This window comes from Mesoplasma grammopterae ATCC 49580 (genome assembly GCF_000701525.1).
Lineage (GTDB): Bacteria > Bacillota_I > Bacilli_A > Mycoplasmatales > Mycoplasmataceae > Mesoplasma > Mesoplasma grammopterae.
Genome location: NZ_JNJC01000007.1, coordinates 22,235 through 45,039, shown reverse-complemented (window position 1 = coordinate 45,039; position 22,805 = coordinate 22,235). Strand labels below are relative to the sequence as shown.

At 28.6% G+C, this 22,805-nt stretch carries 20 protein-coding genes; 13 read left to right on the top strand and 7 right to left on the bottom strand.

The window, feature by feature from the left end:
- The 5 genes from T314_RS0102640 to T314_RS0102620 all read left to right on the top strand — a co-directional run.
- The coding region (locus T314_RS0102640) for a 2-oxo acid dehydrogenase subunit E2 (RefSeq protein ID WP_029512062.1) at positions 1–253 on the top strand (253 nt) is incomplete at its 5' end.
- Positions 254–268: 15 nt separating this feature from the next.
- Positions 269–2,077 (top strand): dihydrolipoyl dehydrogenase, encoded by a 1,809-nt coding sequence (lpdA, locus tag T314_RS0102635; RefSeq protein ID WP_029512061.1) that lies wholly within the window; start codon positions 269–271, stop codon positions 2,075–2,077.
- A gap of 1 nt (position 2,078) precedes the next feature.
- Entirely contained in the window at positions 2,079–3,047 is a 969-nt protein-coding gene (gene pta, locus T314_RS0102630) for a phosphate acetyltransferase (RefSeq protein WP_029512060.1), read from the top strand.
- A 1-nt stretch (position 3,048) separates the two neighbouring features.
- Positions 3,049–4,239 (top strand): acetate kinase, encoded by a 1,191-nt coding sequence (locus T314_RS0102625; RefSeq protein ID WP_029512059.1) that lies wholly within the window; start codon positions 3,049–3,051, stop codon positions 4,237–4,239.
- Between the two features lie 72 nt (positions 4,240–4,311).
- Positions 4,312–5,112, top strand: a complete 801-nt coding sequence (locus T314_RS0102620) for a pyrroline-5-carboxylate reductase family protein (RefSeq protein ID WP_029512058.1) — start codon at positions 4,312–4,314, stop codon at positions 5,110–5,112.
- Between the two features lie 25 nt (positions 5,113–5,137).
- Here T314_RS0102620 and T314_RS0102615 read toward each other — a convergent pair whose 3' ends face one another.
- Positions 5,138–5,737: an FMN-dependent NADH-azoreductase gene (locus tag T314_RS0102615; RefSeq protein WP_029512057.1), complete on the bottom strand. Its 600-nt coding sequence runs from the start codon at positions 5,735–5,737 to the stop codon at positions 5,138–5,140.
- A gap of 86 nt (positions 5,738–5,823) precedes the next feature.
- On the opposite strand from T314_RS0102615, the gene T314_RS0102610 reads away from it, so the two are divergent.
- The 3 genes from T314_RS0102610 (at position 5,824) to T314_RS0102595 (ending at position 8,033) form a co-directional block, all read left to right on the top strand.
- Positions 5,824–6,624 (top strand): TatD family hydrolase, encoded by an 801-nt coding sequence (locus tag T314_RS0102610; RefSeq protein WP_029512056.1) that lies wholly within the window; start codon positions 5,824–5,826, stop codon positions 6,622–6,624.
- 42 nt (positions 6,625–6,666) lie between these two features.
- Positions 6,667–7,458 carry a TatD family hydrolase gene (locus T314_RS0102605; protein ID WP_029512055.1) on the top strand — a complete coding sequence of 264 codons (792 nt, stop codon included), beginning with the start codon at positions 6,667–6,669 and terminating at the stop codon, positions 7,456–7,458.
- Between the two features lie 254 nt (positions 7,459–7,712).
- Positions 7,713–8,033: a hypothetical protein gene (locus T314_RS0102595; RefSeq protein ID WP_029512054.1), complete on the top strand. Its 321-nt coding sequence runs from the start codon at positions 7,713–7,715 to the stop codon at positions 8,031–8,033.
- Positions 8,034–8,049: 16 nt separating this feature from the next.
- On the opposite strand, the gene msrA is transcribed toward T314_RS0102595, so the two are convergent.
- Both msrA and T314_RS0102585 read right to left on the bottom strand, forming a co-directional pair.
- Positions 8,050–8,541, bottom strand: a complete 492-nt coding sequence (gene msrA / locus T314_RS0102590; protein WP_029512053.1) for a peptide-methionine (S)-S-oxide reductase MsrA — start codon at positions 8,539–8,541, stop codon at positions 8,050–8,052.
- Complete coding sequence (locus tag T314_RS0102585; RefSeq protein ID WP_011182948.1) at positions 8,531–8,836, bottom strand: winged helix-turn-helix transcriptional regulator; 306 nt, start codon at positions 8,834–8,836, stop codon at positions 8,531–8,533. The genes msrA and T314_RS0102585 overlap by 11 nt, the downstream gene beginning before the upstream one ends.
- A 118-nt stretch (positions 8,837–8,954) precedes the next feature.
- On the opposite strand from T314_RS0102585, the gene T314_RS0102580 reads away from it, so the two are divergent.
- Positions 8,955–9,554, top strand: coding sequence for an FMN-dependent NADH-azoreductase (locus T314_RS0102580; RefSeq protein WP_029512052.1), 600 nt, complete (start codon positions 8,955–8,957; stop codon positions 9,552–9,554).
- 37 nt (positions 9,555–9,591) lie between these two features.
- On the opposite strand, the gene T314_RS0102575 is transcribed toward T314_RS0102580, so the two are convergent.
- The 4 genes from T314_RS0102575 to T314_RS0102560 form a co-directional block, all read right to left on the bottom strand.
- Positions 9,592–11,130, bottom strand: coding sequence for an ABC-F family ATP-binding cassette domain-containing protein (locus T314_RS0102575; RefSeq protein ID WP_029512051.1), 1,539 nt, complete (start codon positions 11,128–11,130; stop codon positions 9,592–9,594).
- Positions 11,131–11,196: 66 nt separating this feature from the next.
- Positions 11,197–12,333: a phosphatase PAP2 family protein gene (locus T314_RS04030; protein WP_029512050.1), complete on the bottom strand. Its 1,137-nt coding sequence runs from the start codon at positions 12,331–12,333 to the stop codon at positions 11,197–11,199.
- The gene (locus T314_RS0102565; protein WP_029512049.1) at positions 12,308–13,261 is read right to left on the bottom strand and encodes a 5'-3' exonuclease; all 954 of its coding nucleotides are present in this window, start codon (positions 13,259–13,261) and stop codon (positions 12,308–12,310) included. Before T314_RS0102565 ends, T314_RS04030 begins: the two co-directional genes overlap by 26 nt.
- Positions 13,262–13,319: 58 nt before the next feature.
- A complete protein-coding gene (locus T314_RS0102560) occupies positions 13,320–13,880 on the bottom strand; it encodes an IMPACT family protein (RefSeq protein WP_029512048.1) in 561 nt (186 codons plus the stop codon).
- A 77-nt stretch (positions 13,881–13,957) separates the two neighbouring features.
- On the opposite strand from T314_RS0102560, the gene secA reads away from it, so the two are divergent.
- From secA to T314_RS0102540, 4 genes are read left to right on the top strand one after another with little or no spacing between them, the layout of a single operon-like run.
- Complete coding sequence (secA, locus tag T314_RS0102555; protein ID WP_029512047.1) at positions 13,958–16,789, top strand: preprotein translocase subunit SecA; 2,832 nt, start codon at positions 13,958–13,960, stop codon at positions 16,787–16,789.
- Positions 16,790–16,849: 60 nt separating this feature from the next.
- Positions 16,850–18,853, top strand: a complete 2,004-nt coding sequence (gene uvrB / locus T314_RS0102550) for an excinuclease ABC subunit UvrB (protein WP_029512046.1) — start codon at positions 16,850–16,852, stop codon at positions 18,851–18,853.
- Complete coding sequence (uvrA, locus tag T314_RS0102545; RefSeq protein ID WP_029512045.1) at positions 18,853–21,702, top strand: excinuclease ABC subunit UvrA; 2,850 nt, start codon at positions 18,853–18,855, stop codon at positions 21,700–21,702. The genes uvrB and uvrA overlap by 1 nt, the downstream gene beginning before the upstream one ends.
- The gene (locus T314_RS0102540; RefSeq protein ID WP_029512044.1) at positions 21,686–22,792 is read left to right on the top strand and encodes a bifunctional folylpolyglutamate synthase/dihydrofolate synthase; all 1,107 of its coding nucleotides are present in this window, start codon (positions 21,686–21,688) and stop codon (positions 22,790–22,792) included. The genes uvrA and T314_RS0102540 overlap by 17 nt, the downstream gene beginning before the upstream one ends.
- Positions 22,793–22,805 lie beyond the last annotated feature (13 nt).

Here is a 22,805-nt window from a genome sequence, read left to right as displayed (position 1 = left end):
TTTTACAGTTTCAAACTTTGGATCAGTTGGATTAGATTATGCCACACCAATTATTAATTCACCTGAATCAGCAATCTTAGGAGTAGGTACAATGACAAAAACACCTATTTTTGTAAAAGATGAAATTAAGGCAGGTTGAATCATGCCATTCTCAATGACATGTGATCATAGAATAATTGATGGTGGAGATGCCGGAAGATTCTTAATGAAAATAGAAAATTATTTAAGTAATCCAGCATTACTATTAATGTAAAAGAGGAGAAGCAAAATGTTTAAAGTAAAATTTGCCGACATTGGAGAAGGACTTACTGAAGGAAAAGTAGCAGAAGTTCTTGTTAAATTAGGGCAAGAAATAAAAGAAGGAGATGCTTTATTTTTTGTTGAAACAGATAAAGTTAACTCTGAAATTCCAGCACCAGTTGGTGGAAAGATTGCCAAAGTTTTAATTTCTGAAGGACAAGAAATTAAAGTTGGAGATGTTGTTATTGAAATTGATGATGGAAGTGCTACGGTTGAAGCAGCACCAGCTGCAGAGGAAGAAAATGCTTCAGTTGTTGGTTCAACTCCTGTATCAAATGATTTAATTCCAAGTAGAGGGCCAGCACCAACTCAAAATGTTGCTGCTCAACCAACTCCAACACCAGTTGCAACAAAACATACAGATATTGAAGAAAGCTTTGATGTTATTGTTGTAGGAGCTGGTATTGGTGGTTATGTTTCAGCTATTAAAACAGCTCAACTAGGATTAAAAACATTAATTATTGAAAAACAATATTATGGTGGTGTTTGTTTAAATGTTGGGTGTATACCAACTAAATCATTATTAAGAACAGCTAAAGTTTTTGAAGATATAGTTCACAAAGCTGCTAACTTAGGTATTGATATGAAAACAAAAGATGAACCTAGCATAAACTGAAATAAAGCACTTGAACGTAAAGACGGTGTTGTTAATAAATTAACTGGTGGAGTTAAAGTATTATTAACTAAAAATGGTGTAAAACAAATTATTGGTGAAGCATCAGCTTTAGATAAAAATACAATCTCTGTAAATGGCAAAAAATACCACTGTGACAATTTAATAATTGCTAGTGGTTCAGTTCCAAACGAATTACCACTACCAGGATTTGCAGAAGGAAGAGAAAGTGGATTCTTAATCGATTCAACAAAAATTCTTTCATTACCAAAAATACCAAAAACTTTAACAGTAATTGGTGGTGGTGTTATCGGAATAGAATTTGGTTGTTTATTTGCGGCTTTAGGAACAAAAGTTACAGTTATTGAAGGTGCACCAAAAATTCTTCCTATGTTAGATCAAGATGTAACAGCATTAATGACAAAAACATTAAAAGAAAAATACAAAATTGAAATATTTACTAATGCTAAAGTTAAAGAAGTTAAAGGTAAATCAGTTGTATTTGAAATTGATGGTAAAGAACAAACTGTTAAATCAGATTACTGTTTAGAATCAATTGGAAGAAAAACAGTTACTAAAGGATTTGATGGAATTGGTCTTGAATTATCAGAACGTAAATCAATTATTGCAAATGATTATGGTGAAACAAACTTAGAAGGTGTATATGCAATTGGAGACGTAACAAGTAAAATTATGTTAGCTCACGTTGCTTCACACGCTGGTATTGTTACAGCAAACAGAATTGCTTTAAAAGCAAATAAACCAGAGGCACATGATATCAAAATGGACTATTCAAAAATACCAAGCTGTATTTACTCACATCCTGAAATTGCTATGATCGGTAAAACTGAACAACAATTAAAAGAAGAGGGAATTGAATATAAAACATTTAAATTCCCATTTGCAGCTATTGGTAAAGCATTAGCTGATGATGACACAACAGGATTTGTAAAAATTATTTGTGAACCAAAATATAAAACTTTATTAGGTGCACATATTATCGGAAATAGAGCAACAGACATGATCTCAGAATTCACAACTTTAATTGAATGTGAAGGAACTATTACAGAATTGGCAAGAGCTATCCATCCTCACCCAACTATGAGTGAAGCTATTGGTGAAGCAGCTGAAGCATTAGAATCAGGAAAATCATTAAACCTTTAATATGTATTCAGTAGAACAAATCAAAAAAATTCTAGTAGACTTAGATCATAAAAAAACCATTGTTTTACCCGAAGGTGAAGAACCTAAAATTCAAGAAGTAGCTAATACTCTTGTTAAAGAAAATATTTCAAAAGTTATTATGTTATTTCAAAAATCAGAATCAATACCATCATCTTTAGATTCAAAAATTGAAGTTATTGCAATTGATAAATTGGATAAACAACCATTAATTGAAAAATTCATGGATTTAAGAAAAGACAAAACTAATTTAGAACAAGCAACTAAATTGATGGGACAGGCCAATTACATTGGTGCAATGCTGGTTAAAATGGAAAAAGCTGATTGTATGCTATGTGGAATAACATATACAACAGCTGATACTATAAGACCTGCATTACAAATTATTAAAACATCACCAAATGTTGCTTTAGCAGCTAGTGTGTTTATTATGAACAAAGGTGAAGAAAATTACTTCTTTACAGATTGTGCATTAAATTTAAAACCCACAAGTCAACAATTAGCTGACATATCAAAAATGACAGCAAAATTTGCTCAATCATTTGATGTTAAAAATCCTGAAGTTGCTTTATTAAGTTACTCAACAACAGGATCAGGGGCTGGTGAAGACGTAGTTCGTGTTAAAGAAGCTGTTGAATTATTAGACTCTCAAACAGTTGATTTTAATTATGCTGGAGAAATTCAGTTTGATGCGGCTTGAGATAAAGAAATAAGAGATAAAAAATTTAAAGATTGTAAATTAACTAAACAAACACCTGACGTGTTTGTGTTCCCTGATATTAATGCAGGAAACATTGGTTATAAAATTGCCCAAAGAATGGGTGGCTACGAAGCTATCGGTCCATTCATCCTTGGATTCAATAAGCCAGTTAATGATTTAAGTCGTGGAGCTACATTAACAGATATTATGAATACAGCTATTATTACAATTTATCAAGCATTGGAGGCGTAATATGATTTTAGTAGTTAATGCAGGAAGTAGTTCAATTAAATTTAGATTATTTAATGATTTAGATAAAAGCAATCCAATTGATATTCTTGATGGTTTAGCAGAAAGAATAACTATTGATGGTGCAGTTTCATTTAAATATGAAGGTAAAAAATATGAATATAATGTTGAATTACCAAATCATGAAGTAGCAATTAAGTTTATTTTAGATAAATTAATTGAATTAAATATTATCAGCAATGTAGATGATATAAATGCTGTAGGATTCAGGGTTGTTCATGGTGGAACGATAAGTAAATCTTCAATTATAGATCAAAAAGTTTTTGATACAATTAAAGATGCAGTTAAATTAGCACCATTGCATAATCCAGGGGCTATAACAGCCATTGAGGCCATTGAAAAAGTTATGCCTAAAGCTAAATTAGTAGCATGCTTTGATACAGCATATCATCAAACTTTAGCTGAAGAACAATATTTATACGCAGTTCCTTATTCTTGATATAAAGAACATGGTGTAAGAAAATATGGTTTTCATGGTATTAGTTACCAATACATAGCAGAAAAAATGTCAGAAGTATTAGCCAAACCTAAAGACCAATTAAATCTTATCGTTTGCCACTTAGGTAACGGTGCAAGTATAACATGTATTAAAAATGGTAAATCATTTGATACAACAATGGGATTAACTCCTCTCGCTGGTGTAATGATGGGAACAAGAAGTGGTGATATTGATCCGTCAATTATCGAATACATGTGTAAAGAATTACAATTGGACGTTTCAAAAATAACAAATATTTTAAATAAAGAATCAGGTCTGTTAGGATTAAGCGGAAAATCAAGTGATATGCGCGATGTAACTGGTGGATATTTTAAAGGTGATGAAGATTACAAAAGAGCACTTAACAAATATACACAAGTTGCTGCGGACTATATTATTAGATTTGCAAACTTATTAGGACATAATATCGATGGTATTGTTTTCACAGCTGGTGTTGGTGAAAATTCAATTCATACAAGACAATTTATTTTAGAAAAATTACCTTTATTAGATATTGAAATTGATAATACTAAAAATGAAGAAAGTTATGGAGACTATAAATATATATCTTCACCAAATTCGAAAATAAAAGTATTAGCGGTTAGAACTAATGAAGAATTAATGATTTGTAAAGATACAATCAATCTAACTAAATAAGATTAAAAATAACCATTAAGGTTATTTTTTATCTTTTAAACTATAATTAATAATAAATAAAAAGAGGTAAACATGAAAAAAGTATTATTCATAGGTTTAGGTCATATGGGCTCATCACTTGTTAAGGGAGTTTTAAAAAATTCAAATAATAAAATAGAGGTTTTTGGATACGATGCAATAAAAGAAGTTCAAGATAAAGCGATAAAAAATATTAAAGGACTAAGACCTTTAAAAGATATTTCAGAAATAGAACCTAAAAAAATAGATTACATTGTCATTGGGACAAGACCTATTGATGTTGAGCCTTTATGTAAAAATATGGATCAATTAAAAATTGATGGAAAAACTATTATTTGTATGGCGAATGCAGTTACAATAGAAGATGTTCAGAATAATTTTGTAAAAAATAAGAAAGTTTCAGTAATTAGAATGATGCCAAACATGAATGCTTCTATACAAAAATCTGTGACAGCTTTAGCAACTAAAAATGCATCAAATGAAACAATGAAATTTGTTTCTGAAATGTTTGAACTTTGTGGAATAGTGGAAAATATAGATGAAGATAAATTTGGAACACTAACAGCTATTTCTGGTTGCTCACCATCTTATATAATTTCATTTTTTAAAGCTATGACTGATTATGCAATTGATAAAGGTTTTGAAAAAGAACAAGCCTTTAGAATAATAGAAGAGGCAATCATAGGAAGTGTTATGAATGCATCTAAATCTAAAGTAGAGTTAAGAACAATAGTCGATCAAATTTGTGTTCCAAATGGATCAACTATTGAAGGGCAAAAAATCTTAGATAATAAAAACTTTGAAGAAGTAATTCAAGAAGCACTGGCGGTAGCGGATAAAAAGGCAACAAAATAAAAAATCGGGGAAACCCGATTTTAATTTAAAATTTTTTAGCAGCAGCAATCAAATCAGAAGTTATTGATGAAACAATTTCTTTTGGAGATTGAGTACTTAGTGGTTCAACCTTAACACCAGCTAATAAAATAGGTTCAGCAACTTTTGCTCCCATAAATTCTCATGTACCCTTTAAATATGCTACATGATCTCCTCATTGGTATCAACCTTTTGGAGCTCCTTGAGTAGCAAGTATTTGAACTTTAAGTTTATCTAATAAACCAATGCTTGCACCCTTTGTTGCGTATTTATAAGAAAAAGTTTGGTTAGCTAAAGCAACATGGTCAATATAGTTTTTTAACATTCCAGAAACATGGAAGTTATACATTGGAGCAATAACTAATAATTTATCAACATCTTTTAATTGATTAATATATTTCATTCCTTCCTCTTCACCTCAATAAGTTGAAAAAGTTTCAGTTGTTAAAACATTTGTTCCGACAACAAGTTTATTTAAATCTAATTCAATAATCTCGTCATTTGGATTAACTTTTTTGTATTCCTCTAAAAATACTCTTGCCATTTCGTGTGAATTTGATTTATCACTTGGAATAACAGAACCATTTATAACTAATAATTTACTCATAAAAATATTCTCCTTTTTATTATTTTAATTATATCACTAAAAGTTTATAATCAATATTAACAAAACTACTGAAAAGGAATATAAAAATGTTAAAAGAAAATAAAATTTTTGATGCACACATACATTTTAATGATGATTATAAATATACAAATGAAATGATAGAACCTATGATTAATGAGGCTATTAAAAATGATGTTGAAGGTTTTTTATGCGCAAGCTTTGATATTAATTCAAGTAAAAAAGCTGTTGAACTTTCTAAAAAATATAAGGGAATTGTTTTTGCAGGTATTGCTATTCATCCAAACGATGTTTCAAAAAATGATTTTTCAGTTATGGAAGAATTAGATGAATTAGCCAAAGAAGCAGAGGTTATAGCAATTGGTGAAACTGGTCTTGATTATTTTTATACTAAGGAAGACGCAGAGTTGCAAAAAACATTTTTTAAAAAACATATTGAGTTAGCAAAAAAACATAATAAAGCATTGCAGATACATATAAGAGATCACGTTGATGTTTTTGAAGCATATGATGATGTTATTGAAATTTTAAAAGAATATAATTTAGAAAAAATTATAGTACATTGCTTTTCGGCTAATTCTATATACGCACAAAAATTTTTGGATTTAGGTTGTTACATAAATATAGGGGGTGCAGTAACTTTTAAAAATGCAAAAGTACTTCAAGAAGCCGTTGAAATTATACCTTTAGAAAAAATGCTAGTTGAAACAGACGCACCGTATTTAACACCACATCCACATAGAGGACAATTAAACGAAGCAAAATTTATTAATTTAACTGTTGAGAAAATTGCAGAAATAAAAAATGTAACTAAAGAAGAAGTAATAAAATTAACAACAAGCAACGCTAAACTAATTTTTAATATTTAAAAGTTTTATAATTAAAGAGTAAGAGAAAAAGAGGATTACATAATGGCAGGAGTATATGATACACATTGTCACTTAAATGACAATATTTATATTGAAAATGAAATCTCAAGCAGCGAAATGGCGGCTGAGGCTAAAAAAAGCGGAGTAGATATAATTAATAATGTTGGGTATGATATAAAATCATCAAAAGTTGCTTTAGTCCAAGCGCAAAAAAATAAACATGTTTGAGCATTAGTTGGAATACATCCAACACACGCACAATTTTTCACAGATGAAGCATATAATACTTTAGAGATTTTAGCTAACGCAGATAAAGTGGTTGGAATTGGTGAGACTGGTCTAGATTATTCAAGAGGTATTGAATATAAAAACCAACAAATTAGTGGATTTACAAAACAAGTTAAACTTGCTAAGAAAATGAATTTACCATTAATGTTACATGTAAGGGATATAGAAGGATCAAGTGATGCTTATCATGATGTTTTAGCTATACTAAAAAAAGAGAAATATCATAAAGCAGTTTTACATGCTTTTAATGAAAGTTTAGAAATTGCAGAAATGTTTATTGAAAAAGGTATTCTAATATCAATAAATGGTCAAGTTACAAGAGATAAAAATTTAAAAAAAGTTGTTAAAGAATTACCTATGAATAGTATAGTTGTTGAATCAGATGCACCTTATGATACACCTAAACCATACAATAAAAAAACTAATGCTCCAAAATATTTACCTTTAGTTGTTGAAGCAATAGCTAATATTAAAAAAATGAGTAGATCTGATGTAGCAGAAATAACAAGGGATAATGCGCTTAGATTATTTTTCCCAAAAAGATAAAAAAACTTAGCAAAAGCTAAGTTTTTTTATTAGTCACAAGAGCACTCACTCATTGTGCAATTGCAATCTTTACAAGTACAGCTTTCTTTAGTGCAATCAGCACAGCTGCATGTTTTACAAGCACATTTATTATCTGCCATATACAAACCTCCAAGGAATTATTCCTTAATTTAATATTATCACTTTATTATAAATATGTATATAAAATATGTATATAAAATTATTTTGATATATAATAATTAAAAGAGGTTAAGATGAAAAACGAAGAATTTGAAGTTATTAATAAACTAGGTGGAAAGCAAGTTAATATTTATTTAAATGATGAGACTTTAATATTAGAAAAGCTTTTTGAACAAAAATATAATCAAAAGCCAAATAGATCAAAAATATATAAAGATTTTTTAAAAAAACAATTAGGTGAAGATTTGTTAAATGAAGTAAATGATTTTGATAAAAACATTTGCAGTTGTTGTGAAGGTGATTTTTCATTTACAAAAAAACAAATGTATTTATGTAATAATAAAGAAAATAAAATAGCATGCATAATTTGCGATGACTGTATAATAAAAAAATAAAAGCTTTAATGAGCTTTTATTTTTTATAATCTGATAAATCAATGTGACAATAACCATTAGGATTTTTGTCTAAATATTTTTGGTGATATTCCTCAGCGTTAAAGAAATTTTTTAAGATTTCATTTTCAACAACAACTTTTTGAGTTGTTTGTTTTTGAAAGTTTTCCAAATAATTTTTTACAAAAGTGAAATCGGAGTCATTTATTGAATATATACCAGTTCTATATTGTGTACCCCTATCATTCCCCTGCTGGTTTAGTAAGAATGGATCTATTATTGAAAAATATAAATCTAATATTTCTTTAAGAGATATTTCTTTTTCATTAAATTCAATTTTTAAAGTTTCTGTATGATTTGTTTTTCCAGTACAAACTTCTTCATAAGTAGGGTTATCTATATCGCCTTGTGCATAACCAACAGTTGTTTTAATTATTCCTTTTTGATAATCAAAAAAAGCTTGAACTCCTCAGAAACAACCCCCAGCTAAATATATAGTTTTATTTTCCATAATTTTTGACTCCTCAATCGCTCATTTGATCTAGTATTGGTTTTAAACTTTTACCTAAATCTGTTAAACTGTATTCAACCTTTGGTGGAACAACAGGGTAAACTGTTCTTTCTACCAGTTTATTTTCTTCTAAAAACCTCAAGTTTGATGTTAATACCTTTTGACTAATACCTGCTATTCTTTTTTCCAATTCATTAAAGCGACAAGTTCCAAATGAAAGTTCTCGTATGATTAATATAACTCACTTTGATTTAATAAAATTTAATGTGTATTCTAATGGGCAAAATTTTTCCATAATTTTCCTTACTTTCCTTTTTGTAAGTATATAACATTTTTTTTGGTACTTACATTATTTATTGTTTTATAATATTATATACGTGTATAGATAAAATACAAAGTAGAGGATAAACAAAATGAAAAAAGTATTAGTAATTAATTCAAGTGTTTCTCAATTAAACAATTCAGATTCATTAGCAATGTCAAACATGTTTATTGAAGAATATAAAAAAATGAATCCAAATGATGAAATCATTAATCTAGATTTAAATGAGGCTAAAATGTCACAAAAAACATTAACAAGAAACAATATCGCTGAATATTTCAATCAAGAAGATTCATTTGATTTTATAGAACAATTAAAATCAGTTGACAAAATAGTTTTAAATTTTTCAATGGTTAACTGAGGTATACCAGCTATATTAAAAAACTATATAGATCATATAACAATTGCAAACCTTACTTTTACATATAAGGGCTCAACAGATGGTAATGCAATAGGGTTGCTTTCAAATATACAGGATATTCAAATTTTAGCAACAAAAGGTGGAACTGGAACTCCAAACTCAGCATTTACAGAATATGTAAAAAACATTTGAGAATTTTTAGGTGCTAAGGTAAAAAGCGAAATCATCATTAACGAAATGATGGATATACCACCTTATGCAGAACAAACACCAATTGAAAATTTAGAAAAAGTAAAAGAACAAATTTTAAAAGCTGTTAAAAACTTTTAATTTAATATAAAAAAAGGAAACGCAAAGTTTCCTTTTTTTAACCTAATATATCTTCAAAATCTAAAACTTTATCAGCTCATTGAGTTTCAAAGTTAATATCGTGGGTTGTAATTAAAACTGTCCCTTCAAATGCTTTTATAGCATCTAAAAGAGATTCTTTTGCAAGAACATCAATGTGGTTAGTTGGTTCATCAAGAATAAGTAAACTACTTGGTTCTAAACTAAGAGCGGCTAACCTAACTTTTGTTTGCTCTCCCCCAGAAAGTTCTTTCATTTTATTCATCATCAATTCACTTTTTATACCAAACATACCAATCTTTGCTCTGACTTCACCAGGTGTCATTTGAGGATATCTTGTTAGTAGATAACTAACAGGTGTTTCATGTTCTTCGAAGTCATCAATCTGGTGGAAGAAGTTTGTGAAAACACCTTGTCCAATTTCAACTTCACCATCAATTTTCTCAATTTCTCCAGCAATAGTTTTTAAGAAGGTTGTTTTACCAATACCGTTATATCCTTTAACGATACATTTTTCACCTTCTCTAAGTTCAAAAGTTAATGGTTTTGTTAAAGCAAAGTCATAACCGATTTCAAGTTTATCTGCTTTAACTATAACAGTTGAACTTGGTCTTCTATATTTAAAATGCATGTTAGGTTTTGCATTTTCTTTTCTAGCATCCATTACATCAATTTTTTCTAATTGTTTTTGTCTTGATTGAGCACTACGAGCAGTTGAGGCTCTGGCTCCATTTTTAGCAATATATTCCTTAAGTTTTGATATCTGACCTTGTTGAGCTTCACGAGCTCTATCATATTGCTCAGCACGTAACGCTGAAAGCTCAACGTATTTGTCATAGTTACCAACATATCTAACAATTTCAAGATTTTCAATTGCATATATTACATTAACGATTCTATTTATAAAATCTCTATCATGAGAAACAACTAAAAAAGCATTTTCATAATTTTGTAAGAAAGTAACTAATCACTCAACTTGTTCAACGTCTAAAAAGTTTGTAGGTTCATCAAGTAAAATAAAGTCATCGTTTTTTAAAAGTAGTTTAGCTAATAATATTTTTCCTCTTTGACCACCAGAAAGTGATCCTAAGGGTCTTTTAATATTATCTGGTTCAATACCAAGACCAGCAACCAAGTTTCCTATTTGCTTGTCAATGCTATCAAATCCTTTAATATTTAATTCATCTTGTAAAGCAAGGGCTTTAACAAGTTCTTCTTCCTTGTATTCGGTAGCCATGTCTTCATAAATTTTATGAATTTGTGCTTCCATGTCAAAAAGATATTTAAATGCATCTTTTAAATATTCTTCTCCGGTAATATTCATATCAACTTCTTGGTGTTGATCAAGATATCCAATTTTTGCTTTTGGATGTCACTCTACCAAACCATGATCTGGAACAATTTTTTGAGAAATAATATTTAATAAAGTTGTTTTACCAGCGCCGTTTGGACCTAAAAGAGCGACGTGCTCACCTTTGTTGATTCGCATGTCTGATTCTTCATATAATTTTTTTCCACCATTTTGGTGTGATATGTTTTCTAATAATATTAAACTCATATGTTCTCCTAAAATAAATCTTTTTTAATTTTATCAAAATAAAAATAATAATAAAGTCATCAATCTTTATCTAAAATTTTTATTATTTCTAGTGTTATATCTTTTTATAATTTTATCTATTAAAAATCCGTTTATGATTAATAAAATTAAAGATATAGAAATTGTAAATGATGTGTCAGTTATTCAATGTGTTCTTGAAATAATTTGTGTATACTGCATTAAATTAATGTGAATAAATCATATTACTAAAAATACTCATTTTCAAATATTTATATTTCTATTCTTTTTCTGTCCGAAAAAGAAATATCCGCAAAATAAAATAGCAAAACAGGAATTCATATGACCAGATGGAAAATCCATATTTCATCATCCAGCTTTACCTGACCCAAGAGGTTTAAATAAATCTCCAATATTTCCAAAAAAATCATTTATTTGTCATCATTCTTTGTAAGGAACAGATTCTACTGTTCCTTGATTTAAAATCCCTCAGCTCTTAATTGTATGACCAGTTTGTATTCAATAGTCTCTTCATTCAGGTTGAAGTCTATCAGAGTAAAACAAGTTAGAAAAATCTACGCTATAAAAGTAAGGTCTACCAAAAACTGGCTTCATAATTCATACAACTACACTCGATAATATATAAAAAGTTAAAGCTTTAATTGCGTCAACTCTGTAACCATTTTTTATAAGATCTGCTCTATTAGAAAATTTAAATCTAAGATGATAAAAAGTTGCGATGAATCCTAATGTTTCAATAATAAAAAGCGCAATTAAAATATATTGTCGTATTTTTTGGCTATCAAGAAATCAACCGTTTACACCTGGCCCAAATCCATCATTTCTATTTGGCGCAGAAACAATCTCAACGATATTAAATGAAAGTCAAAAAACTAATCAACCAACATAGTATAAAATAAGTATAATTTTTCACTTCATACTTTTATTTGATGAAATGAAAGTAACTTCTAAAATGACGGCGATAAATAAAAATATAAAAATAAATGATTGAGTCATTCCCGCTTCTTCATAAACTCAAACTATTATTTTGATAACCCTGTTGTCCATTCCTTGAGCAAATCAAGAATTTATTTGCATGTCAAAAAAACTTCCTACAAAGAAAAGTGTTATTGAAAGAACTAAAAAACTTATAACCAAAACTTTTAAAATATTATATTGATTATTTTTCTTTTGAAATGTGTTCATTTTTTATTTTATTAACCTTAGAATTTTTATTTCTTGATTCACTCGCCATTTTTTCAACATCAGCAACGTAAGCTCACATTTTTTGTTTCTTTAGAAATTTACTCAAACCATATCAATTGACTCTTATTGGTTTTAAATTAACTCTACCAATAGGCAATCTATCCTGAATTGTTGTAATTTTCTTATTGGTTAAAATTAATTCTTTGCTTTCGTTTAATCTTTTTGAAATATTTTTATTAATTTCATCAATGTGATCAAAAATATTATCAATATTTCCGTATTTATTTAAAAGTTCTATTGCTTGAGCATAATGTAAATATCTTACACCTTTAATATTGTCACTAGGATCACCCATCAGCGCTTTTATGTCAGCAACTTGATTAGGATGACATCCAAATTTTTCAACAACTTTTTCGTGATCAATTAAAATATGCTCGTCATCTTTACTACTATTAGTAATTACTGTAGTTCTTTCACCAACAAGTTGGAAAATATCTTTATCATTTGACAATATATGCACGTCATAGTCTAATTTGAGAGCTATTCTGTTAATTGTTCCTATAATATCATCAGCTTCGTATCTAGGCATTTCATATCATGGGATATTAGCCGCAGTTAAAAATTCTCTAATGATTTGTTTTTGTGGAACTAAATCTTCAGGAGTTTCTTTTCTTTTTGCTTTATATTCTGGATATAATTCTCGACGTCAACAACCTTCATCCATGTCTAAAGTAACAATGATGCTGTAGTAGTTATTTTTCTTTACTAATTGATTAATTTTTGCAACAAAAGTGTAAATCGCATTGATCGGAACACCTTCTCTATTAGTTGCTAATTTTTTTCTCTTAAGAGTTCCATAGTAACCCTTATGTAGCAAATGATACCCGTCGATAATTAATATCGTGCGTTTTTCATTTAATGTATTCATTTTTCTAAATCCTTACAAGGAGATTATAACACACTATGCAATTTAAATATAAATATACTTAATTAAGTAAATGCTTGATTTCAATAAGAGTTTCTTCAAAAGTATTTAATTCAAAAATACATAATGATTCATTAAAAATTTTGTTCATGATTTCAATATTATTTTTAGATAAAAACAATTCGATATCTTTTATATTATTAATTTTAAATGTGATACTTAAACTGTTTATTTCTTTAATTTCTTCAAGTTCAACAGTTTTTATAATATTAGCTGCACTTGAAGTATATGCTCTGGTCAAAGGACCAGCGCCAAGTTTTATTCCACCGAAGTATCTTGTAACCAATACACAAATGTTAGTTAAATTGTTTTTTTCTATTACGTTAAAAATGGGTTTTCCTGCAGTTCCCTTTGGTTCTCCATCATCGCTGTATCCACCAAAAACATTTTTAGTGCCAATTTTGTAAGCATAACAATTATGTCTGGCATCTTTTAAAGAAAAGTCTTTTAAAAACTGCTCTAATTCTTCCTTAGAATTAACCTGAAAAGCGGTACAAATAAATTTTGATTTTTTAATTTCTGTAGTTTCAGAGTAAACCATTTTAGTCTTTATTGTTTTCAAAGTACTTTTCTCCTTTACTAAATAGATTATAATCATTATAATAATTAAAGTTAAAAATTTATTAAGTAGGAGGCAAAATGGCATCAGATAAAAGTTTACTTCGCATGTATGGAAAATATGCAAACGAAATTCTTTCATTAGAACCTGAAATGAAAAAACTTGCAAATGAAGATTTTGCAATCAAAACTCAGGAATTAAGAGATAGGATAGCAAATGGAGAACATGTAGATGATTTAGTTGTTGAAGCTTATGCTTTAGCTAGAGAAGCTGCAAACCGTGTCTTAGGATTAAATGCGTATAAAGTTCAATTAGTAGGGGCAATAATTTTACACTTTGGTGATATTGCTGAAATGAGAACTGGAGAAGGTAAAACACTTACAGGGTTATTTCCAGCATATTTAAATAGTTTAACTGGTAAGGGTGTTCACATCGTTACTGTTAATGAATACTTATCAAGACGTGACTCTGAAATAAATGGTCAAGTTTTTGACTTGCTTGGTGTAACAGTTGGATTAAACGGAACTAGAATGCCAAAAAACTTTAAAAGAGAAGCTTATCATGCTGATATTACATATACAACAAATGCTGAATTAGGCTTTGACTACTTAAGAGATAATATGGTTGTTGATAAAGAACATAAAGTTCAAAGAGAATTAAACTTTGCAATTATTGATGAGGCTGACTCAGTTTTAATTGATGAAGCTAGAACACCTTTAATAATTTCTGGAGGTAGTTCTTCAAGAATTAATTTATATAAAGCTGCTGATGAGTTCGCTCAAAAAGTAAATGACAAAGAAGATATTGATATTGATTTAGAAACAAAACAAGTTTATCTTACAGAAACTGGAATGAAAAAAGCAAAGGATTTCTTTTCTTTAGAAAATTTATTTGCTCTAGAAAATACTGAAATATTTCACTTAATCTTAAATGCATTAAAAGCACACTTTACTTTTAAAGAAGGTGTTGAATATACTGTTGCCAGTGGTGAAGTTGAATTAATTGATCAATTTACAGGACGTATTTTAAAAGGACGTGCTTATTCAGATGGATTACAGCAAGCTATCCAAGCAAAAGAAAAAGTTGAAATTGAAGAAGAAACAACAACATTAGCAACAATTACATATCAAAACTTTTATCGTTTATATGCAAAACTTTCAGGGATGACTGGTACTGCAAAAACTGAAGAAGAAGAATTTATTAAAATTTATAATACAAGAGTTGTTGTCTGTCCAACTAATAGACCTGTTATAAGAAAAGATGAACCAGATTATACATTTGGTACTAAACATGCTGCTTTAAAAAAATTAATCCAAGACATTAAAACTGTAAACGAAATAGGTAATCCAATCCTTATTGGTACAACAAGTGTTGAATCATCTGAACAAATTGCTCGTTATTTAGAAAAAGCAGGATTACATTTTGAAATGATTAATGCCAAAAACCACGATAGAGAAGCTGATATAGTTTCTCAAGCTGGTCAAAAATACGCTATTACTCTAGCTACAAACATGGCTGGTCGTGGTACTGATATTAAATTAAGTCAAGAAGTTAAAGACTTAGGTGGTTTAGTTGTTTTTGGAGTTGAAAGAAATGAAGCAAGACGTATTGATAATCAATTAAGAGGTAGAAGTGGGCGTCAGGGAGATCCTGGTATGTCAAGATTCTATATTTCTATGGAAGATGATTTAATGATTAGATTTGCTTCACCTAGAGCAAGAAAAAGCTTTTTAAGTTTAGGCGATGAGCATATAAAATCTAAGTTCTTCACAAGAGCAGTTACCAATGCTCAGAAAAAACTTGAAGGATTAAACTTTGACCAACGTAAAAACGTTTTAGACTATGATAATATCTTGGCACAACAACGTGAAGCTATGTATGCTCAACGTGATTCAATTCTATGAGCTGATAATTTAAAAGTTGTTATTAAAAAATTCCAAATAACAGTAGCATATGAAATAATTGAAGAAAATTCTGAAATAGTTCATGGTGAAAAAACTTTAAACGCTGAAAAACTACTTAAATCAATCGATGGTAAACTTGTTGCACATAAAAGATTTGTTGCAAAAGATTTCTACAATAAAGAAAAAATGAATTTAGCAGTGCAATTAGCAGAAGCGATGCTTGAATTCTATAAAGCAAGAGTAATTGACATACCTGATGATGTTGTTCTTCAAATGGAAAGAAAGAATGTTTTAACTTCATTTGACAAATACTGAACAAGACACATAGATATAGCTTCAAAATTAAAAGCTGGTATTTATTTACAACAGTATGCCCAAAATAACCCTCTTGCTGTATATGTTGAACAAGCAACAGAATTGTTTAATAAAACAAAAATATATATAGCTTCAGAAGTAGTAGATATACTATCAAAAATTATTATAAGAGATCCTGAACAAAACGTTGAATCTCAAAAAATAGAAATTACTGACGAAATAATAGATGACATCTTAGAATCTACTGGTTTAACAAAAGCAAATATTAATAATAAAGATATTAATGCAAAATTTGATGAGTTAATTTCTAAAGCAGACAATCAAAACGATATTAAAAAACTATCAATACAAAGAGATATCATGTTAGGTTTAGTTATTGAAATTCAAAAGCGAAGAGAAAATTCAGAAAATAAAACTGTCAATCTTGGAAAAGATGAAATAGATCAGATGTTAGAAATACTTGGTATTGATAACATTGGTTCAACTTCAAAAGAAGAAATTATTTCTAAGTATGAAGAAAAACTAAAAACAGTATCAGATGATAAAACTAAAAATCTTATAAATATAGCAAAAGATGTTATTATTGCGCTATATGAACAAATTGAATTAATTAAAAAAGATGCAAGTTCTTTGAAATCAGTTATCGATGATGACAATGATGGTGGGGAAGTTGCCAAAACAAGAATTGGTTAGAACTAAACACTAGAGCAAATTCTAGTGTTTTAGTCATTATTCAATAGAAAAGGGGCAAAAATGAAATATATTAGTGATAAAAAATTTGAATTAAATAGTTCTTTTAAACCTGGGGGAGATCAACCAAAAGCAATTGAAAATTTATTAAAAGGTTTAAAAGAAAATAAAAAACACCAAGTTCTTTTAGGTGCTACTGGAACTGGTAAAACATTTACAATGGCAAACATAATTAAAGAGATTAATAAACCAACTTTAGTTCTTGCACATAACAAAACTTTAGCTATGCAATTGTATTATGAGTTGATGGAATTCTTCCCTAATAATAGAGTTGAATATTTTGTTTCAAATTTCGACTTCTTTCAACCTGAAGCATATAAACCTGCGACTGATTTATATATTAATAAAGATGCCAGAATTAATATGGAACTTGATATGTTGAGAATGAGTGCTATGAATGCATTGTCAATTTCTAATGACACAATAGTAGTTGCATCTGTTGCCGCAATATATCCATCACAAGATCCTGTTCAATATGCATCAAGTTTTTTTGAATTGAAAACTGGGCAAAAATTTTCTAAAAGAGAATTATTGACATATTTAGTTAAGACAGGATATACAAGAAATGACATTGAAAATTCACCAGGTACTTTTAGTGTAAAAGGTGATGTTATAAAAGTAGTTCCAGGATGATCTTTATCAGCTATGTATCGTTTTTCATTGTTTGATGATCATATAGAAATGATAGATATGTTAAATGTTGTAACTGGTGCTTTAATTGAAAAAATCTCAACTGTTACAATATATCCTGCGCAAGCTTATGTGACACCTGAAGATAAGTTAAAACAAGCTTGTTTAAACATAAGAGAAGAACTTGCAGTTAGACTTAAAGAATTAAAAGAAGAAGGAAAACTATTAGAAGCAGAAAGATTAGATCAGAGAACAAGATATGATTTAGAAAGTTTGGAAGAGTTTGGTTTTTGTAGTGGTATTGAAAATTATTCTGCGCACTTAGATTTTAGAGCGCCAGGAGAAACTCCTTATTCTTTATTAGATTATTTTAAAGGTGATTTTTTAACAATAATTGATGAATCACACATAATGGTTTCTCAAGTTAGAGGTATGTATAATACAGATAGAAGTAGAAAACAGACTCTTGTAGAGTATGGTTTTAGATTGCCTTCAGCATTAGATAATAGACCTTTAAATTTTGAGGAGTTTACAGGAAAATTAAAACAAGTAATTTATACATCAGCTACACCAGGTGATTATGAATTAGATCTTGTTAATCATGAAGTTGTTGAACAAATTATTAGACCAACAGGGTTATTAGATCCTGTAATTGAAGTTAAAAAAACAGAAGGTCAGATTGAAGATATAATTGAACAAATTCATGAAAGAAAAAAATCAAATGAAAAGATATTTATTACAACTTTAACAATTAGAATGAGTGAAGATTTAACAAGTTACTTACAAGAAAGAAATGTTAAAGTAGCATATTTACATTCAGAATTAAAAACACTTGAAAGAAGTGATATTTTAAATGATCTTAGAAGAGGTGTTTATGATGCGGTTGTTGGAGTTAACCTATTACGTGAAGGGTTGGATTTACCTGAAGTAAGTTTAGTTTGTGTTTTAGATGCAGATAAACAAGGTTTTTTAAGAAATACAAAATCACTTATTCAAACAGCTGGTAGAGCTGCCAGAAATGCGAATGGTAAAGTTATTTTTTATGCAGATACAATTTCAACATCTATGCAAGAAGCTATGGATGAAACAAATCGTAGAAGAGAAATCCAACAAGCTTATAATAAAGAACATAATATAACTCCAGTAACTATAACAAAGAAAATCAATCAATCAACTTTAAGTGAAGCAACTAAAAAAGAACTTGAAAGAATTAAAAAACAAAAAACTGCAAAAGGCAAAAAAGAAGCTTATCAAAAAACTATTGATGATATTAGAGCTGAGATGATTCAAGCAGCAAAGGATCTAGATTTTGAGAAAGCAGCAGTTTTAAGAGACACAATAATTGAATTAGAAGCTAAGAAAAGTGAGGTAAAATAATGGAAAATAAAATAGTAATAAAAGGTGCAAGAGAAAACAATTTAAAAAACATTGACTTAGAAATACCAAAAAATAAACTAGTTGTTTTTACTGGTTTAAGTGGTAGTGGTAAATCATCATTAGCTTTTGCAACAATTTATGCCGAAGGTAGAAGAAGATATATTGAATCCCTTTCAGCATATGCAAGACAGTTTTTAGGTGGAAATGAAAAACCTGATGTTGATTCAATAGAAGGTTTAAGCCCCGCAATTTCAATTGACCAAAAGACTACATCTCATAACCCAAGATCAACTGTGGGAACTGTGACTGAAATTTATGATTACTTAAGATTGCTTTATGCAAGAGTTGGGACACCATATTGTATTAACGGCCATGGACAAATACATGCTGCAACAATTAAAGAAATTATTAATAATATTAAAAGTACAACTGAAGATAATGAACAGGTTTATGTTTTATCTCCAGTTGCAAGAGATAAAAAAGGAACACATAAAGATTTACTAGCTAAATTATTAGCTGAAGGTTTTATTAGAGTATCTATAAATGGTGAAATCAAAATGTTAGAAGAAGAAATCATTTTAGATAAAAATCAAAGACATAATATTGATATTGTTGTTGATCGTCTAATCTATCATAATGATGATGAAGTTCATTCAAGACTTTTTTCTGCAATTGAAATCGCTTTACAATATTCAAATAGTTTAGTGAAAATAAAATACCCTGAAACTGAAAATAAAGAAGATAATTTATTTTCAAACTCATACTCATGTAATATTTGTGGATTTAACATACCAGAATTAGAACCAAGATTATTTTCATTTAATGCACCTTTAGGAGCATGTGGAGATTGTGATGGTTTAGGTGTTAGATTAGTTTCTGACCCAGAACTAATAATTCCAGATAAATCTTTATCAATTAATCAAGGTGGAGTTGTTTACTTTAAAAACTTTTTAAATACAGATAATTTAGAATGACAAAAATTTAAAATTTTATGTGATTACTACTACATTGATATGAATTTACCAATTGATCAACTTACTAATAAACAAATTAGAGCAATTCTTAGAGGTAGTGAAGAACAAATTGAAATAAAACTATTAAGTAGTAGTGGAAGAAGATATGATTCATATGATTTTGTTGAAGGGGTTGCCGATTTAATTCAAAGAAGATATTTTGAAACAAAGTCTGAAGAAATTAGAAAATGATATACAAAATTTATGTCTTCAAGTGTTTGTCAGTCATGTGATGGGGCTAGATTAAACCCAACAGCATTATCAATAAAAATTGCTGATAAAAATATTTTTGATTTTACAAAAATGAGTATACAAGATGAATTAGAATTTATTTTAAATGTTGAATTAACTCAAACTCAAGCACAAATAGCAAACTTAGTTTTAACAGAAATTACAAATAGAATAAGTTTTTTAAATGAAGTTGGTTTAGGTTATTTAGATTTAGCGAGAACTGCAACTACTCTATCTGGTGGAGAAGCACAAAGAATTAGGCTGGCAAAACAAATTGGTAGTCAACTAACAGGTATTTTATACGTACTTGATGAACCATCAATCGGATTACATCAAAGAGATAATGATAAACTGATAAAAACATTGAAACATTTAAGAGATCTTGGAAATACTTTAATAGTTGTTGAACATGACGAAGATACAATGAAAACAGCTGATTGAATTGTTGATGTTGGACCTCAAGCTGGTGAGCACGGAGGACAAATTACATTTAGTGGAACTTATGATGAAATATTAAAGTCAGACACAATTACAGGTAGATATTTATCTGGTAAAGAATCTATTCCCGTTCCTAAAAAACGTAGAAGTGGTAATGGACAAAAAATTGATATTGTAGGCGCAAGAGAAAATAACCTAAAAAATGTTAATGTCTCTATTCCATTAAATAAATTTATTGCAATTACAGGAGTAAGTGGTAGTGGTAAATCAACTTTATTAGAAGATATTATTTATAAAGGTATAAGAAAAAATCTAGCAAGAGAAACAATAGTAACTGGAAAATTTAGTAAAATGAATGGTCTAGAAAATATTGATAAAGTTATTTTTATTTCACAAGAACCAATTGGTAAAACGCCAAGATCAAACCCTGCAACTTACACAGGTGTGTTTGATGACATAAGAGATTTATTTACAAATCTACCTGAAGCTAAAATTAGAGGATACAAAAAAGGAAGATTTTCATTTAACGTACCTGGTGGTAGATGTGAACATTGTTTTGGTGATGGTGTAATAACAATTTCAATGCAATTTATGCCAAGTGTTGAAGTTGTTTGTGAAATTTGTGAAGGAAAAAGATATAACGATGAAACTTTACAAGTTAAGTTTAAAGAAAAAACAATAGCTGATGTTTTAAATATGACTGTTGAAACAGCTGCAGCCTTTTTTGAAAACATTCCAAGCATCAAAGATAAACTAGATACAATTCTTGAAGTTGGTTTAGGATATATAAGATTAGGTCAATCAGCTACAACCTTATCTGGTGGAGAAGCTCAAAGAATTAAGCTATCTACTTATTTACTAAAAAAACAAACAGGTAAAACAATATTCTTATTAGATGAACCAACAACTGGTTTACATATTGATGATGTTAAAAGATTAGTTCATGTTTTAAATAAATTAGTAGACTTAGGAAACACTGTAGTAGCAATCGAACATAATTTAGACTTTATTAAAGTTGCTGATCATGTTATAGATTTAGGACCAGAAGGTGGAATTGGTGGTGGATTGATTGTTGCTGCTGGAACACCAGAACAAGTTGCTGATACAAAAGGTTCATATACAGGAACTTATTTAAAGGAATATTTATATAATGATTTCAGTAGATAAGTTTTTAATACCTATTCAACAAAGATTTCAAAACGAATACAATTTAGATAAAGTTTTAAAACAATTAAATAATATTGAAAAGAACATACCAACTATTAACGTGGTTGGAACAAACGGAAAAGGAAGCACTTCTTTTTTCTTGTCTAATGGGTTAAAAACAAAATATAAAAAAGTTGGATTATTTATTTCTCCAGCTTTCTTATATCACAATGAGAGAATTCAAATTAATAACGAACCAATAAGTGATGATGATCTAAAAAAATATATTTTAAAAGTTGAAAAATTTATTAAAGACTACAATTTAACATTTTTTGAAATATGAACTTTAATAGCAATTATGTATTTTTATGATAACAAAGTTGATATTGCTGTAATTGAAGCAGGTATAGGTGGTTTAAAAGACTCAACAAATTTATTTTCAAATCAGATAGCAGCAATTTTAACATCTGTTTCTTTTGATCATACAGAAATATTAGGTAATAAAATTGAAGAAATAATTGACCAAAAAGTTGGAATAGTAAAAGAAAATTCAACTTTATATGTTAGTGCAGATAATAAAGAGCATTTTGAAACTATTAAAAATGCAGTTAAGGTTAATGCAAGCATTATATATTCTGATAAATATGAAAAAGAAAGAATTGAATATCAAAAAGGTAACAAAGGTGTAGTTAAAAATATACTTCAAGATTTAGAGATAGAAGATTTATCATGTTTAAATTTAAATTCGTTAACTGGTAGATTTACAGAGTTGGAATTTAAAGAGAAAAAAATAATAATAGATGGTGCTCATAATGTAGATGGAGTTAGAGCACTTATTTCAAGTGTCAGCAATAAAAAAGATTGAACAGTTTTATATGGTGCAATTGATGGTAAAGAACATCAAAAAATATTAACAATGTTAGATGAGAATTTTGAAAATGTAAACATAACAACATTTGATTTTCATAAGGCCTGAGATATTGATTTAGTTAACCATATAAATAAAGTTAAAAATTGAAAAGAATTTATAGAGTTTTCTGAAAAGAATATTATAATTTGTGGTAGTTTGTATTTTATACCGTTGGTTTATAAATATTTGTTAGAAAAATAGAAAGAAGGAATAA